This window comes from Sandaracinus amylolyticus, from assembly GCF_021631985.1.
GTDB lineage: Bacteria > Myxococcota_A > Polyangia > Polyangiales > Sandaracinaceae > Sandaracinus > Sandaracinus amylolyticus_A.
In genome coordinates this window covers 300,972-316,607 of the sequence record NZ_CP070225.1, presented here as the reverse complement: position 1 = coordinate 316,607, position 15,636 = coordinate 300,972, and the positions used below count along the sequence as shown (strand labels likewise).

The window sequence follows — 15,636 nt, the reverse complement described above, 5'->3', positions numbered from 1 at the left end:
TGTGCGGCCGTGAGCCGATCGTGACGGCCGCGTGCACGAGTGAGGACGGAGGCGAATTCCGACTCATGCGCAGCCGCATCTCCCTCGCGCTCGCTCTCACGACGTGTCTCGGCGCGATCAGCGCCGGGTGCGACGGCAACGGAGGTCCGGTCCTCGTGCCCGACTCCGGTCCCACCCCGAACGACTCGGGGACGCCACCGGTCGACGCGTTCACGCCGGACACGGTGCGGCCGCAGGTAACCGAGACGTCGCCCGAGCAGGGCGCGACGGGGGTCGCGCCCGACGCGACGATCACCGTGACGTTCTCGGAGGAGATGGACGAGAGCGCCGGCACGGTGTCGGTGCGCGCCGGCACCGAGACCCGTGAGGTCGACCTCGCGTGGAGCGACGAGGGCACGACGCTGACGATCACGCCGCGCGCGGCGCTGCCGAGCGAAGCGCGCGTCACGGTGACGCTCGACGACGACTTCGCCGACCTGGCGGGCAACACGCTCGCCCTCCCCTATGTGCTGGTCTTCGGGCTCGGCGACACCGATCCGCCGGTCGTCGCGTCGAGCGATCCCGCGCAGGGCGCGACCGATCTGAGCGCGCGCCTCGAAGCGATCACGATCGTGTTCGACGAGCAGATGGACAACAGCGTCGGCACGCTGGCGCTCAGCGGCGGCGCGGGGACGATCGGCACGCCCGACTGGATCGACGGGCGCACGCTGCGCGCGCCGATCTCGGGTCTCGCGTACGGCACGACGTATCGCATCACGCCGACCGGCTTCACCGACGCCGCGGGCAACGCGCTCGACGCGTCGGTCTACCTCGACGAGGGCGCGATCGAGATCACGACGGGCGGCGACGACGACGCGCCGCAGGTGACGGACTCGGTGCCGAGCGAGGGCCAGGTCAACGTCGCGCTGCGCGGCACGCCGTCGATCGTGATCGTGTTCGACGAGCCGATGAGCACGAGCGCCGGCACCGCGACGCTGCACGCGGGTGGGCTCGAGACGGTGCTCGCCGGCACGTGGTCGGACGGCGGTCGCCGCCTGACGATGCCGGTCGCGGGCCGGCTCTATCCCGACGCGCCGCACTCGGTCGTGCTCGCGGGCTTCGTCGACGTCGCGGGCAACGCGCTCGACACGACGACGTACCTCGGCGACGGAGCGCTCGACTTCGACACCGGCGCGGACGCGACCGTGCCGATCGTCGTGTTCTCGTATCCCAACGAAGGCTCGACGAGCGCGGACTTCCAGCTCGCGCGCATCGAGATCGCGTTCGACCGCGCGATGGATCAGGAGACGGTCGCGACGGTGCGCGTCGACGACGGCGAGGACGCGTTCGACGCGAACGTGACGTGGAACCTCGCGGGCACGCGCGCGTACGTCGACGTGTCGAGCCGCATGCGCGCGGGCCGCGCGTACGCGGTCGACCTCCGCGCGTTCGTCGATCTGAACGGCGATCCCGTCGATCCCGACGCGCCGTACCTCGGCAACGGCGTGCTCGACTTCCAGACCCGCGCGCCCCGCGGCGAGATGTGTCGCGACGAGCTCCGCGTCACCGAGGCGACGAGCACGCTGCCGACCGGCGGTCACGAGTGGGTGATCGGCGAGACGACGATGCGCACGATCGACAACAGTCGTGCGTGTCAGTACGCGGGCGCCGACAGCACCAGCTACTCGCCCGATGCGGTGCTCGTCTATCGCAAGACGACGGGCGCCGGCTCGTCCGGCGGTCGCTACCTGCGCGTGTCCGCGGAGAGCGCGGTCGGCAGCCGAGTGACGCTCGCGGTCTATCGCGACGCGTGCAGTCAGGCGTCTCCGGGCGGACCCGACGCGCGCCTCACGTGCCAGTGGGATCGTTATCGCTGGGACCAGTACCTCGATGTCGGCGCGGGCGACTACTACGTGTGGGTCGCGACGACGAACAGCTCGACGCAGCAACCGATCACCGTGCGGATCGAAGAGGTCGAGGCGGTGCCGGCCGGCGAGAGCTGCGCCAACCCGCTTCGCGCGAGCGCGACCGAGCCCAGCTACACGCCCCCCGCGACGGCCGGTGGCGAGCACGTCTGGGAGATCACCGGCGAGCACTTCCACGGCGCCGACATGGACGACGCGTGGCCCGGCACCGGCGCGGTGTCGTGTGACGAGGAGCAGGCGCAGGGCGTCGACTACGTGGTCGAGTACCAGAAGGCGAGCGCGGACTCGCTCGTCTCGGTCGTCGTCGAGCCGCTCGGCGCGGGCATCACCGACACGATGCACGTGGAGATGCGCTCGACGTGCGACGCGCGCGACGCGACCGGGACCACCTACGTGACGGAGTGCGGGATGAGGCCCGACTCGTCGGCGCCGGTCACGATCTTCCCGCGGCGCTTCACGTTCCGCGCGCCGGCAGGGCCGATGTACCTGTGGGTGGCGAACGATCTGCAGCGCTCCGGCCAGCTCGGCGCGCGGATCCGGGTGCAGGAGATCCCGGACGTGCCGGGCTCGTCGTGCGCGAACGCGATCGCGCTCGGCGCGAGCGGGAGCTTCGACATCGCGCCGAGCGCGGCCGCGCGCAGCGATGCGCCGAGCTGCATGCGCGGCGACCTGGACGGTGACGAGACGCTCGACGACGGCGTCACGTGGTACCGCCTCACGTCGACCGCCGCGGCGACGGTGGTCCGCGCGAACGCGGCGACGCCCGGCGAGACCGGCGCGATCGCGGTGTTCGACGCGAACGCGGGCCGCGAGGTGCACTGCGGCCTCACGGCCGCGCCCGTCCCGATGACCGTGCTCGGCGCACCGGGTCGCGACGTGTGCATCGCGGTGCGGAACGAGGCAGGCATCACCCGGCTCGATGTCGCGCAGGCGCCGTACACCGGCGTGATGGGTGTGCCCACCGAGATTCCGTTCGAGCGCCCGACGGGGTCGAACGGGAACCCGATCACCATCACCTCCGAGAACTGGATGGTCGTCACGCCGACCACCCTCTACATGTCGCTCGCGAGCTCGCTCCTCCACGGCGCGCGCACCGGCGGACAGGTCTTCGGCCAGCACACGTTCACGTCGTCGCAGATCGGCAGCGCGGGCGTCGCCATCGGTGAGGCCGTCTGGTCGCTCGACGACAGCGCATCCTCGGGGACGACGTCGCGCCTCTTCCGGCTCGTGAACGCGAGCGGCGCGAGCGGCGCGACGGCGTGGGACACCGGCACGTCGTGGCCGGCCGACGCGTACGACTCGATGACGTACGACGGCACGTCGTTCTTCGTCGCCAACGACTACGCCGCGAGCGTGCCGGTGCAGATCCGCCGCTTCGATCCCGCCGCGCCCGGCGCGGCGACGCCGGTCGGTGCGCTCGGCTCGGGCGCGCGCGACACGCTCGGCCTCGCCGCCGATGCGACGTGGTTCTTCTTCGCCGGCGCGTGGGAGGTCGATGCGACGACGACCCTCCGCGGCATCTTCCGGGTGCGCCGGAGCGAGCTCGGCACCGCGACGCCGGAGCTCATCGCTGCGCTGCCCATCCACACGGTCAGCTCGAGCGGCAGCGTCTCGTACGTCGCGCGCGTCCCGATGTTCGTCGATTCGACGACGTCCGCTTCGTACCTGTATGCGCGCGCGAACACGGGCGAGGTGCACGCGGTGATGGATCCCGGCGGTGCGACGCCGGTCTACGTCGGCGCGATCAGTCCGCTCGGAGACACCGGCGACTTCGCGATGGCCTACGACCCCGCGGACGCGTCGATCTTCCTATTCGAGACCGAGACCGTGAGCACCGGCCGCATCGTTCGCCTGGACTGAGAGTGGGAGACGCATCGATGAACAAGCTCACCTCGCGCATCTCCTTCCTCTTCGTGCTGCTCGCGCTGGCGCTGCCCGGCTGCGGTGACGACGACGGCACGGTCCTCCCCGACGCGGGTCCGATCGAACGGGACGCGTCGAACGTCGACACCGACGCGGGCGACACCACGCCGCCGACCGTGATCGCGACGACCCCGAGCGACGGGTCGTCGCTGGTCGCGACCGACACCGCGATCCGCGTCGCGTTCTCGGAGCCGATGGACGTCACCGCGGGCACGATCGCCGCGGCGACCGACGAAGGCGCCATCGAGCTCGGCGACGCGACGTGGAGCGACGATCGCACGCGCGTCGAGGTCGCCCCGGTCGAGCCGCTGCCCGCAGGCGTGACGATCACGGTGACCGTCGGCAGCACGTTCCGCGACGCGTCGGGGAACTCGCTCGCGCCGTCGTACACGTTCGAGTTCACGACCGACGACGCGGTCGCGCCGACGATCGTGCGCACCACGCCGGCGGAGGGTGCGACCGGCGTCGACACGGCGCTCGCGACCATCGAGGTCGAGGTGAGCGAGCCGGTGCGCGTCGCGTCCGCGCGCGCGCGCCTCGAGGGCCCGGGCGCGCCGGTGCTCGGCGACGCGACGTGGACCGATCGCGTCGCGCGCTGGACCGTGTCGGGCCTGCTCGCGGAGTCGAGCTACGAGCTCGTGCTCGAGGGCTTCGCGGACGTCGCGGGCAACGCGCTCGACGCGAGCGCGCTCGGCACCGACGGACGCCTCGACTTCACCACGGGCGCCGACGTGACCGCCCCCGTCGTGGTCGAGAGCACGCCGCGCGAAGCGCAGCTCGACGTCGACGTCGGCCTCGTGTCGACGGTCGCGATCACGTTCAGCGAGCCCATGGATACGAGCTCGGGCACGTTCGCGCTCGTCGTGGGCGGTGCGACCACCGAGCTCGCGCCCGAGTGGGATCGCGGCGGCCGGCGCGTGCGCCTCGAGGTCGCGGGCCTCCTCCAGTCCGCCGCCGCGCATCACATCACGCTCACCGGGCTCACCGACCTCGCGGGCAACGCGCTCGATGCCGCGACCTACCTCGTCGACAGTGCGCTCGACTTCACGACCGGGAGCGATCTCTTCGTGCCCTTCGTCGCGTTCACGTCGCCCGAAGAGGGCGCGACCGCGACCGACGCGACCCTCGAGATCGTCGTCGTGTTCAGCGAGGCGATGGATCCGTCGACCGGGAGCGCGCCGCTCGAGGGCGATGGCCGCACCGTGACCGTCGGCGGCACGTGGTCGTCGGGCAACACGGTCCTGACGTTCTCGGCGCCGATGCTCCAGGCGGGTCGGAGCTACGCGCTCGACCTCCGCGGATTCCGCGACGCCGGTGGCACCAGCGTCGATGCGACGCACGCGTACCTCGGCAACGGCATCGCGGAGTTCACCTTCCGCGCGCCCAACGGCGAGCGCTGCGGTGATGCGCTCACCGAGGCGCAGGCGGCGACGTCCGCGCCGGGTCGCGTCGAGTGGGTGGTCGCCTCGGGCGCGGTGACGTCGGGTGATGGCAGCGCGTCGTGCGATCCCGACGGCCACGGACCCGACGTGCTCGTGCGCTACCGCAAGACGACGGCCGCCGCGCGCGACGGTGGGACCGCGCTGCGCGTCTTCGTCGATGGCGCGGGCACCGCGAGCTCGAACCGCTTCGACGTCGAGATCGCCGCGAACGACTGCCGCACCGGCGCGGCCGAGGTCGAGGCCTCGCGCCTCCGATGCCTCGTCGAGCGCAACGACTGGGAGCAGTGGCTCGACGTCGGTCCCGGCGACTACTTCGTGTGGGTCTCGCGCGACGGCTCGTCGACGTTCAACGGTGCGACGATCGTCGTCGAAGAGGTGCCCGGTGTCCGCGAGGGGGAGAGCTGCGAGGCGCCGCTCACGACGAGCTCGCCGAGCCCCATCTACACCGCGCCGACGATGCCGGGCCATCCGCACCGCTGGGAGCTCCCGGGCGGGTTCCCGCGCGCGCTCGATCGCGGCATCACGCACGCCGATCCCGACGCGACGTTCTCGTGCATGCCCGAAGGCGCCTCGGTCGGACACGACGCGGTGGTCACGTACGACAAGCTCACCGCCACCAGCCTCGTGACCGTACGCGTGACGATGGCGTCGGCGTCGGCCCGCCACGGCGCGTTCGAGATCGTGCGCGGCGCGTGCGATCCCGGCGACGCGGCTCGCACCGAGCTCGCGTGCCTCCCGTTCTCGGCGAGCGCGGTCAACACCGAGGTCACGCTCGACGGCCCCGCAGGTCCGATCTCGACGTGGTACGCCGAGCGCCGCTCCTCGCCGCTGCCGGCCGGCTCGTGGGCCAGCGCCAGCTCCGGCACGCCGCCGGTGCCCGCGATCCTGCCCGCGACGATCGAGATCACCGAGTTCGAGCCGCAGCAGGGCGACACGTGCGCGAACGCGATCCCGCTGACCGCGGGGATCACGAACGTCGTGAGCGCGAACCGCCCGTGGCGTGCGCACGTCCCGGCGTGCCTCGCGACCGGCGGCGTGACGTGGTTCCGGTTCACGCCGACGCAGGGCCTCGCCGTCGTGCGCACGAACGGCTCGACGTCGGGCGCGGTCGTGGACGCGCCGAGCGGGCAGGTGCTGCGCTGCTCGGCGCAGGACGACACGTCGGTCGGTACGCCGGGCCTGCCGGTGTTCGGCGAAGTCGGCCGCGACGTCTGCGTCGCGCTCTCGTCGAGCGCGGGCGTCACGCAGATCACCGTCGAGGAGATCCCGTACGACGGCGTGCGCGGGCTCGAGACCGCGTACCCGCTCGAGACGCCGTCCGGTGTGTCGGTGTCCGGCAGCAGCTGGATGTCGGTGCTCGACGACGACGTCTTCCGCGGCGCCACGCTCGGCCGCATCCACCGCGTCTCGACGTCGGGCGGCCTCGTGTCGGAGACGACGCTCACCGGCGCCACCAGTGACGGCGGCGGCGCGGTCGCGCGTCCCGAGGGGCTCTACATCGTCACGACCAGCGTCGACGCGACGAGCCCCCGCGTGCTCCGCGTGACCGACGGGACCGGGGCGTTCCTCGCGACGCCGCAGCCCCTCGACGTGCTGCCGGAAGGGTTCTCGTACCCGCCGCGCGCGTTCGACGCGATCACGTGGGACGGGACCCAGTTCATCGTCGCGACCACGCAGCGCACGTCGACGCAGAACCCGATGTTCAGCGAGGGCTGCTGCGATCCGACGATCTTCTACGCGATTCCCGCCGGTGGCGGCGCGCCGGTGGAGATCGGTCGCAACGCGACCATCGTGGACATCAACGGCATCGCCGCCGACGCGACCCACCTCTACGTGCACGGGCGCGTCGCGGGCGGATGGATCCCGCCGGTGCCGCCGAGCAGCACCGGCACCTCGGTCTGGCACGAGTCGATCTTCCGACTCCGCCGCGATCAGCTCAGCGAGGCGACGCAGACGCCCGTCGCGCTCTGGACGGGCTCGCTGTCCGACGACAGCGGCGACATCTCGGTCGACAGCACGACGAACGCCGGGATCGTCTACTTCCGCACGAGCAACGACGGCGCGAACGGCAGCAACGTGATGGTCGTCGTCGACCCCGACGCCGAGACGCCGCGCTGGGTCGGCCCGCTCTGGCGTGCGCCCGGCAGCGCGCAGAACGGCGGCCTCGCGTACGACCCGCGTGGTCCCTCGCTCTGGCTCAACGACACGAACCCGAACCCGGATCGCTGGGTCCGCCTCGACTGATCGCACCCTCGCACGCGCTCCTGGAGACCTCGAGATGCACGCACGCTCCCTCCGACCGCTCGTCACGCTGATGGCGCTCGCCTCCGCGCTCGTCGCGGGCTGCACCATCGGCGACGGCCGGCCCGACCCCATGCGGTCCGACGCCGCGATGCTCGACGGCGGCGATCGCGACGCGCAGGTCGCGCCCGACGCCGGCCCGCGCGAGTGCACGCCCGACTCGACCGTGGGTGCGTCGTGCAGCTCGACCAGCGAGTGCGACGACGGCTGCTTCTGCAACGGCGTCGAGGTCTGCATGGAAGGCACGTGCATCCAGCACGAGGCCCCCTGCGACGACGACATCGAGTGCACCGTCGACAGCTGCAACGAAGAGGAGAACCGTTGCGAGTTCGTCGGACGCGACGAGATGTGCGCCGACGAGGATCTCTGCAACGGCGCCGAGGCGTGCGTGCCCGGCCTCGGGTGCCGCCCGGGCCTGCGCCTGACGTGCAACGACGGCGATCCGTGCACCGTCGGCACCTGCGATCCCGCGACGGGCTGCGCGTTCGTGCCGCGCGATCTCGACGGCGACGGGTTCGCCGACGAGCGCTGCGGTGGTGAGGACTGCAACGACGATCCGGTGGTCGGCGCGGCGATCTCGCCCGGCGGTACGGAGGTCTGCGGCAACGCGTACGACGACGACTGCGACGGCCTCAGCGACTATCGCGATCCGACCTGCGGCGCGGCGAACGACACCTGCGCGACCGCCGAGACGCTGCCGGGGCCCGGCACCTACGTGCGTACGACGCGCGGAGCGGCGAACGACTACGCGCTCGGCTGCCGTCCGACCGGTGTGGACACCGTCTTCCGCATCCACCTCGAACAGCGCGCCGACGTGCAGCTCACGCTGAGCGTGGAGAGCGGCGCGGGCTCGGTCGCGATCCGTCCCTGGGCCTCGTGCACGGCCGGCCCCGACGCGTACTGCCGCGACAACGAGGTGCTCGCGCGCGATCTCGCGCCGGGCGACTACGCGGTCATCGTGCGCACCAGCACCGGCTCGACGTTCTCGCTGACCCTCGCGCAGATGACGGCGACGCCGATCCAGCGCGTCGACGTGTGCAACGACGCGACCGTCGACATCTCGGCGGGCGGCACGTTCACCGGCTTCTTCGCCGACGTGAACCACGACTACACGCTCTCGTGCCGCGCGACCGGCACGGCGAAGGACGTCGCGTACCGCCTCGTGATCACCGAGCCGAGCGACGTGCGCCTCACCGCGAGCACGACCGCGACGTCGAGCACGACGACGTATCTCTCGCTGGTCCGCGACTGCACCAGCCCCTCGACCGCCGTCGCGTGCGTGCAGCGCGCGAGCGCCGAGATCTTCCGCCGCTCGGTCGCGCCCGGCGTCTACTACGTGCTGCTCGAGAGCTCGTCGACGGCCGCGACGACGTGGCGGCTCGTCGCCGACATCCAGCCGGCCGCGATGCGCAACCCCGGCGACGCGTGCAGCTCCGAGATCGACATCACGAACGCGATGGTCTCGGTGCCGCTGAGCTCGGTCGAGATCGACTACGGCACGACCTGCGGCGGCAACACCACGTCGTCGCGCGACGCGAGCTTCTCGTTCACCACGACCGAGCTCCGCGACGTCGTCCTCACCACCGAGGTCGGCGGCATCCACTACGTCTCGGTCGCGAGCGACTGCGGTGATCTCACCACCGAGACGAGCTGCGCGAACGGCACGCCGCGCATCGAGCAGCGCCTCCTGCGCGTGCCCGCCGGCACCTACCACGTGACGGTGTCGACCGCGCTCGCGAGCGGCTCGATCGTCGCGAGCGCGCGGCTCGAGCCCCCGACGTTCCCGCCGGCGAACGACACCTGCGCGGGCGCGACCGAGCTCGTCGACGGAGTGCCCGCGACCGCCGATCTCCTCGCGGCAGCCGACGACGTGCTCGGATGCGCGGCCGAGGGGAGCCCCGACGCGATCCACCGCCTCGTGCTCACCGAGCGCCGCAACGTGACCCTCGTCGCGCGCCGCACCGACGGCAGCTCCGAGGTGCTCACGATCGGCCTGCGCAGCGACTGCGCGACGCCCTCGAGCGATCTCGCCTGCACCAGCGGCCCGTCCGCGCTGCTCAACCGCACGCTCGACGCCGGCACCTACTACGTCGTCGTCGAGTCCTCGCGCGGCGCGGTCGGTCCCTACTCGATCGTCGCGTACCTCGCCGATCCCTGATCCCTCGCTTCTTCCCGAGCTGCTCGAGGTCTCCGATGAGAACGCTCTCGCTCCTTCTCCGCCTCGCGCTGGTGTGCGCGCTGGCGCTCCCTTTCGTCGCGTGTGACGACGGCGCTCCTCCCGCGAGCGACGACGGCGGCACCGACTTCAGCCGCGACACCGACGGCGACACGATCGCCGACGCCGACGAACAAGCCCTCCTGCGCGTCGACACCGACGGTGACGGCACGCCGGACTTCGAGGACGCCGACAGCGACAACGACGGCCTACCCGACTCGCTCGAGGCGGGAGACGGCGTGCTCACGACCGGCCCGCGCGACTCCGACGGCGACGGCATCGCGGACTTCCGCGACCTCGACAGTGACGACAACGGCATCCCCGACGCGCGCGAGGGCACGGAGGACTTCGACGAGGACGGCACGCACGACGCCGCCGATCTCGACGACGACAACGACGGCGTGACCGACGAGCGCGAGCTCGGCGACCGCACCGACTTCCCTGCCGATCACGACGACGACGGCGCGCCCGACTTCCGCGACGTCGACGCCGACGGCGACGCGATCCTCGACGGACACGAGTTCGGCTTCGACTCCGACGGAGACGGCACGCCCGACTGGTGGGATCTCGACGCGGACGACGACGGAGTCGTCGACGCCGACGAGGCGGGCGATGCCGACGTGCGCACCGTGCCGATCGACACCGACGAGGACGGCATCGCCGACTTCCGCGATCGCGACGCCGACAACGACGGCCTCCCCGACGGCATCGAGCTCGAAGAGGGCACCGATCGTCTCGAGCCCGACAGCGACGGTGACGGCGTTTCGGACCTGATCGAGGTCGGCGCGGGCACGGATCCCAACAACATCGCGGAGAGCCCGCGCACCCGCGGCGACTTCGTGTTCGTGATGCCCTACCAGGAGGCGGCGGAGCCGGCGCGCGACACGCTGCTCTTCCGCACGAACATCCAGTACGCCGACGTCTACTTCCAGTTCGACACGACGGGCTCGATGAGCACCGAGATCGCGTCGATGCGCGGCGCCGTCGAGACCATCATCGACGAGCTCACGTGCGCGGAGTCGGGCGCGTCGTGCGCGGGCGACATCGGCTGCGCCGCGCCCTACGTGTGCAGCGCCGCCGGACGCTGCATCGAGGATCCCGAGATCACCGGCTGCATCGCCGACATCTGGACCGGCGTCGGCGTCTACTCGGGCAACCCGTCGAGCTACCGCAACCTGCTGCAGCTCCAGCCCGACCCCGCGATGACGCGCATGCGCATCCCGACGTCGGCGAACGGCGGCGGCGCCGACGAGTCGCTCTTCGAGAGCGTCGCGTGCGTGGCCGATCCCACCGCGTGCAGCGGCGCGGAGTGCACGCCCGGCGGCATCGGCTGCCCCGCGTTCCGCCGCGATGCGGTCCGCATGCTCGTCACGATCACCGACGAGACCAACCAGTGCGGCAGCTGTCCGGTCAACACCGCGGTCGCGGCGGGCACGCGCCTTCGCGCCGAGGAGATCCTCTTCGTCGGTGTCGACGCGGATGCGAGCGCATCGCCCCGCATGCACCTCGAGGCGATCGCGCGCGCGTCGAACTCACTCGATGCCTCGGGCGCCCCGCTCTACGTGCAGGGCAGCGAGGCCGCGGTCACCGCCGCGGTCAGTGACGCGATCCGGAACATCGCCCGCAATCGCCCGATCTTCGTGGCGATCGAGTCGGCGGAGGTCGACGGAGACGACGGAGACGCGCTTCAGTTCGTCGATCGCATCGAAGTGAACGCGAGCGGCGGCGGCGGCTGCACGATCGTCGACTCGACCGCCGACACCGACGGCGACGGGTTCCGCGACTCGTATCCTTCGCTCATGCCCGGAACCCCGGTGTGCTGGGACGTCGTCGCGCGCGACAACGATCGCATCGAGGCCCGCGACCGTCCGCTCGTGTTCCGCGCGCGCGTCACGGTGCGTGGCGACGGGTCGATCCTCGACTCGCGCACCGTCTACTTCCTCGTGCCGCCCACGATCGAGCCGCCGATCTTCGGCTGATCACGGCGTTCGATCGACGCACGCGCGCCGTCGGCCTCGCGCCGGCGGCGCGCTCGCGTTCCGTCATGCACACGAGCGCACGCGCGCGTCGGTCGTCGCACTCCGGTGTGCATCCGTGCTCCGTCACGACTTACGTGCGGACACTCACGACCGCACGAGCCGATCTGCGACGTGCCTGAGCCGAAGGCGGGATCGACATCCACCGCTGCAGACGATGGCTCGGTGCGCGCGCAGCGCGCCGGTGGAGTGAGCATGAGGAACCCGGTGTGGGCTCGGCGTCGCGCGCTCGCGACGCTCGCGGCGACGTGCGCCTTGATGGCGAGCGCGTGCGGAGACGACGACACGACCATCCCGCGCGACGACGCGGGGCCGTCCGAGGTGGACGCCAGCCCGACGATCGACGCGGGCAGCGACGCGGGACCGGAGCGCGAGGCGCCTCGCGTCACCTCCACCCGCCCGCGCAATGGCGAGACGCTGGTCGCCGTGGGCGCCGAAGTCGAGCTCCGTTTCAGCGAGCCGATGGACGAGACCGCGGGCACCATCACCGCGGCGGTCGGCGACGTCGTGATCGCGCTGGCCGCGCCCGCCTGGGATGACGCGAGCGACGTCGTACGCGTCGCGCCCGCCACGTCGTGGCCGAGCGGCTCGCAGGTCGCGATCCGCGCCGAGGGTTTCCGCGACGTCGCGGGCAACGCGCTCGCCGAGCCCTACGCGTTCGTCTTCGAGACCACCGACGCGGCCGCGCCTTCGGTCCTCGAGACGGCGCCCGCCGAGGGCGCGACCGGGATCGATCCCACGCTCGCCGCGATCACGATCCGCTTCAGCGAGCCGATGAACCCGCACCTCGGCGTGCTGCGGATCGCAGGTGGAGCGGGCGCGATCGGCGCGCGCACGTGGGCGAGCCCGAGCGAGCTGAGCGTCGCGATCGCCGGCCTCGATCAGGACGCCGCCTACCGCGTGCAGCTCGAGGGCTTCGAGGACGTGACCGGCAACGCGCTCGACGGCGCGCCGGTGCTCGCCGACGGAGCGATCGACTTCACGACGGCGGCGGACGAGATCGCGCCCACGCTCGTCGACTCGAACCCCACGCACCAGCAGGGCGACGTCGACATCGCCCTCCTGCGCACGATCACACTGCAGCTCAGTGAGCCGATGGACACGTCGGCGCGCACCGCGATGCTCGACGACGGCACCGCCACGCAGACGCTGACCGGCAACTGGAGCGCCGACGGCACGACGCTGACCTTCGCGGTGAGCGGGCGTCTGACGATCGACGCGACGCACCGGCTCGACCTGCGCGCGCTGCGCGATCGCGCTGGCAACGCGCTCGACGGCGCCGTGGGCCTCGCGGACGGCGTGCTCGCGTTCACGACGAGCGCGGCTGACGAGGCGCTGCCCTTCGTCGTGTTCACGACGCCGGTCGAGGGCGGCGTCGTCTCCCCGCGCACCGCGACCGTCGACGTCCTCTTCTCGGAGGCGATGGACACGACGCTCACTCGGTTCGACCTGCGGGGAGGCACGGACGTCCGCGAGCTCACCGCGACGTGGAACGCCGCCGGAACCCGCGCGACGATGACCCTCGACGCGCCGCTCGTGCCCAGCACCGCGTACGAGGTCCATTTCGGCGCGAGCACGGATCTCAGCGGCAACGCGATTCCGCCCTCGCATCCGTACCTCGTCGACACGAAGCTCGACTTCCGCACCGGCGCGCCGACCGGAGAGGACTGCGCAGACCCGCTGACGAGCGCCGAGGCGAGCCGTGACGGCGACGCGCTCGTGTGGACGCTCGAGGGCGGTGCGTTCCGCACCGCGAACGGTCACCCCTCGTGTCGCGTCAACACCCCCGTGCTCGACGGCGTCATCGAGATCGTGAAGACGACTCCCGACGTCGCGAGCGGAGGCCGCGCGCTCCGGATCACCGCGACGAGCGCCGACGAGTTCAACGGCGTGCAGCTCGAAGTGCTCTCGGGCGGGTGCGATCCCGCGGCGCCGGGCGGCACCACGCCCACGCGGCTCGCCTGCCTCGCAGCGAGCCTGCAGTGGGAGCAGTACCTCGACGGGCCCGCGGGCACTTACTACCTCTGGGTCTCGAACGAGACCGCGTACTCGTGCTCGGGCTCGAGCTGCTCGGGCACCTTCGTGGGCGCGACGATCCGCGTCGAAGAGGTCGACGCGGTGCCGCAGGGCGAGTCGTGCAGCGCGCCGTACACCGCAGCGTCGCCCAACCACACGACGGACGACGGCGCGGACCGCTGGCACATCGAGCACAACGCCGGCACTTCGTCCGACTACGGCACGTCGACGCGCGGTGACGGCGCGATCACCTGCACGACGACGCACGGGCCCGACGTGGTCATCCGCGCCGACAAGGAGAGCGCGACCTCGTTCCTCGACGTGTCGATCGAGCCCTTCCCGATGGACACGCTCCTCGATCGCCACGGCGTGTACGTCGAAGCGCGCTCGGAGTGCGCGGGAGGCTCGGCGAGCGGCGTGCTCCAGTGCACGTCGCGCACGACGTCGCCGCGCAGCTTCCAGCTCGACGTGCCCGCCGGCCCCACGTGGATCTGGGTCGCCTCGGCGAACCCCGATGCCGCGATCCCGCGCGCCGACATCGTCGTCCGCGAGGTCGAGCCCCAGCCCGGCGAGACGTGCGGCACCGCGATCCGGCTGACGCCCGGGATGACGACGCCGGTCACGCCCGCCGCGACGACGCGCTACTTCCCGCCGAGCTGCATCTCGAGCGGTCCGGTGACCTGGTACCGCTTCACGAGCACGCACGAGGTCAGCCTGGTCGGCGCGACCGGCGTCGCGCCCGTCGCGGTGGTCGACCCGACGAGCGGCGACACGCTCGTGTGCCCCACGGACCTCACGGGCGTCCCGCTGCCCCGCCGCGCGCCGGTCGGCACGGACGTGTGCATCGCGGTGCCCTCCGGGAGCGCGATCAGCGCGCTCTCGGTGCAGAGCCTGGACTGGCGCGGCCTCACCGGGAACGCGACCGATCTCGCGATCAATCGCCCGGTCGACGACGCAGGCGTCGGAATCTCGATCACGAGCGAGGCATGGCTCTCGGTGACGCCGAGCCAGCTCTACCTCGGGATCAACCCGGGCACGACCTCTGCGGCGCTGATCGCCGCCCCGCGCGTCGGCATGGACAACGCGAGCCGTGTCCCCGTCGATCGCTTCGCGATCGGCAACGCGGGCGTATCGGTCGGCGAGACCGTCTTCTCGGTCGAGGAGACCAATCGCCCGGGGCGTCTCTTCCGTCTCGTGGACACGGGCGGTGGCGTGACCGCCGCCGGCACCCCGTGGGACACCGGTTCGCTCTACACGACCGCGGTGATCCGCGCGATGGCGCTCATCTCCGGCGAGAACCGCTTCATCCTCGCGAGCGCCGGCACGACGACGGTTCCCACCATCTTCTACACGGCCTCGACGACCACCTCGGAGGCCGTGCTGCGCCCCGGTGAGAACGCTGCGATCCGCGACGTCGTCGCCATCGCCGCGAACGCGAGCTGGGTCTTCGTCATCGGCAACGGCGACGCGGGCCGGACGGTGTACCGCATCCCGCGCGCGAACCTGAGCGCACCGCCGCAGCCCATCGCGCTCGCCGCCGGTCTCTCGTTCAGCTCGTCGAACGGCTCGATGGCCTACGACGAGACGCGCGACGTCCTCTACTTCCGCACGACGTCGACGCAGGGCGGCATCTACGCCGTGTGGGACGCGTCGAGCCCCACGCCGATCTACGCCGGGCCGGTGATCCTCCGCGGACGGAGCAGCGATCACGGCCTCGCGATCGACCCCGCGATCCCCGCGCTCTTCATGTTCGAGACCGAGACGAGCACCGACGGCACGTTCGTCGAGGTGCGCTGAGG

Annotated in this window: 5 protein-coding genes; all 5 read left to right on the top strand. The window is 72.0% G+C overall.

Going from position 1 to position 15,636, the window contains the following annotated elements; genetic code table 11:
* The first annotated feature begins 65 nt into the window (after window positions 1-65).
* Window positions 66-3,764: an Ig-like domain-containing protein gene (locus I5071_RS01260; RefSeq protein WP_236520026.1), complete on the top strand. Its 3,699-nt coding sequence runs from the start codon at window positions 66-68 to the stop codon at window positions 3,762-3,764.
* Window positions 3,765-3,781: 17 nt separating this feature from the next.
* The gene (locus I5071_RS01255) at window positions 3,782-7,513 is read left to right on the top strand and encodes an Ig-like domain-containing protein (RefSeq protein ID WP_236520025.1); all 3,732 of its coding nucleotides are present in this window, start codon (window positions 3,782-3,784) and stop codon (window positions 7,511-7,513) included.
* A 34-nt stretch (window positions 7,514-7,547) separates the two neighbouring features.
* On the top strand, window positions 7,548-9,728 hold the full coding sequence (locus I5071_RS01250) for a hypothetical protein (protein WP_236520024.1): 2,181 nt from the start codon (window positions 7,548-7,550) through the stop codon (window positions 9,726-9,728).
* A gap of 35 nt (window positions 9,729-9,763) precedes the next feature.
* Entirely contained in the window at window positions 9,764-11,764 is a 2,001-nt protein-coding gene (locus I5071_RS01245) for a hypothetical protein (RefSeq protein ID WP_236520023.1), read from the top strand.
* 105 nt (window positions 11,765-11,869) lie between these two features.
* Entirely contained in the window at window positions 11,870-15,634 is a 3,765-nt protein-coding gene (locus tag I5071_RS01240; RefSeq protein WP_236520022.1) for an Ig-like domain-containing protein, read from the top strand.
* The last annotated feature ends 2 nt before the right edge of the window (window positions 15,635-15,636 follow it).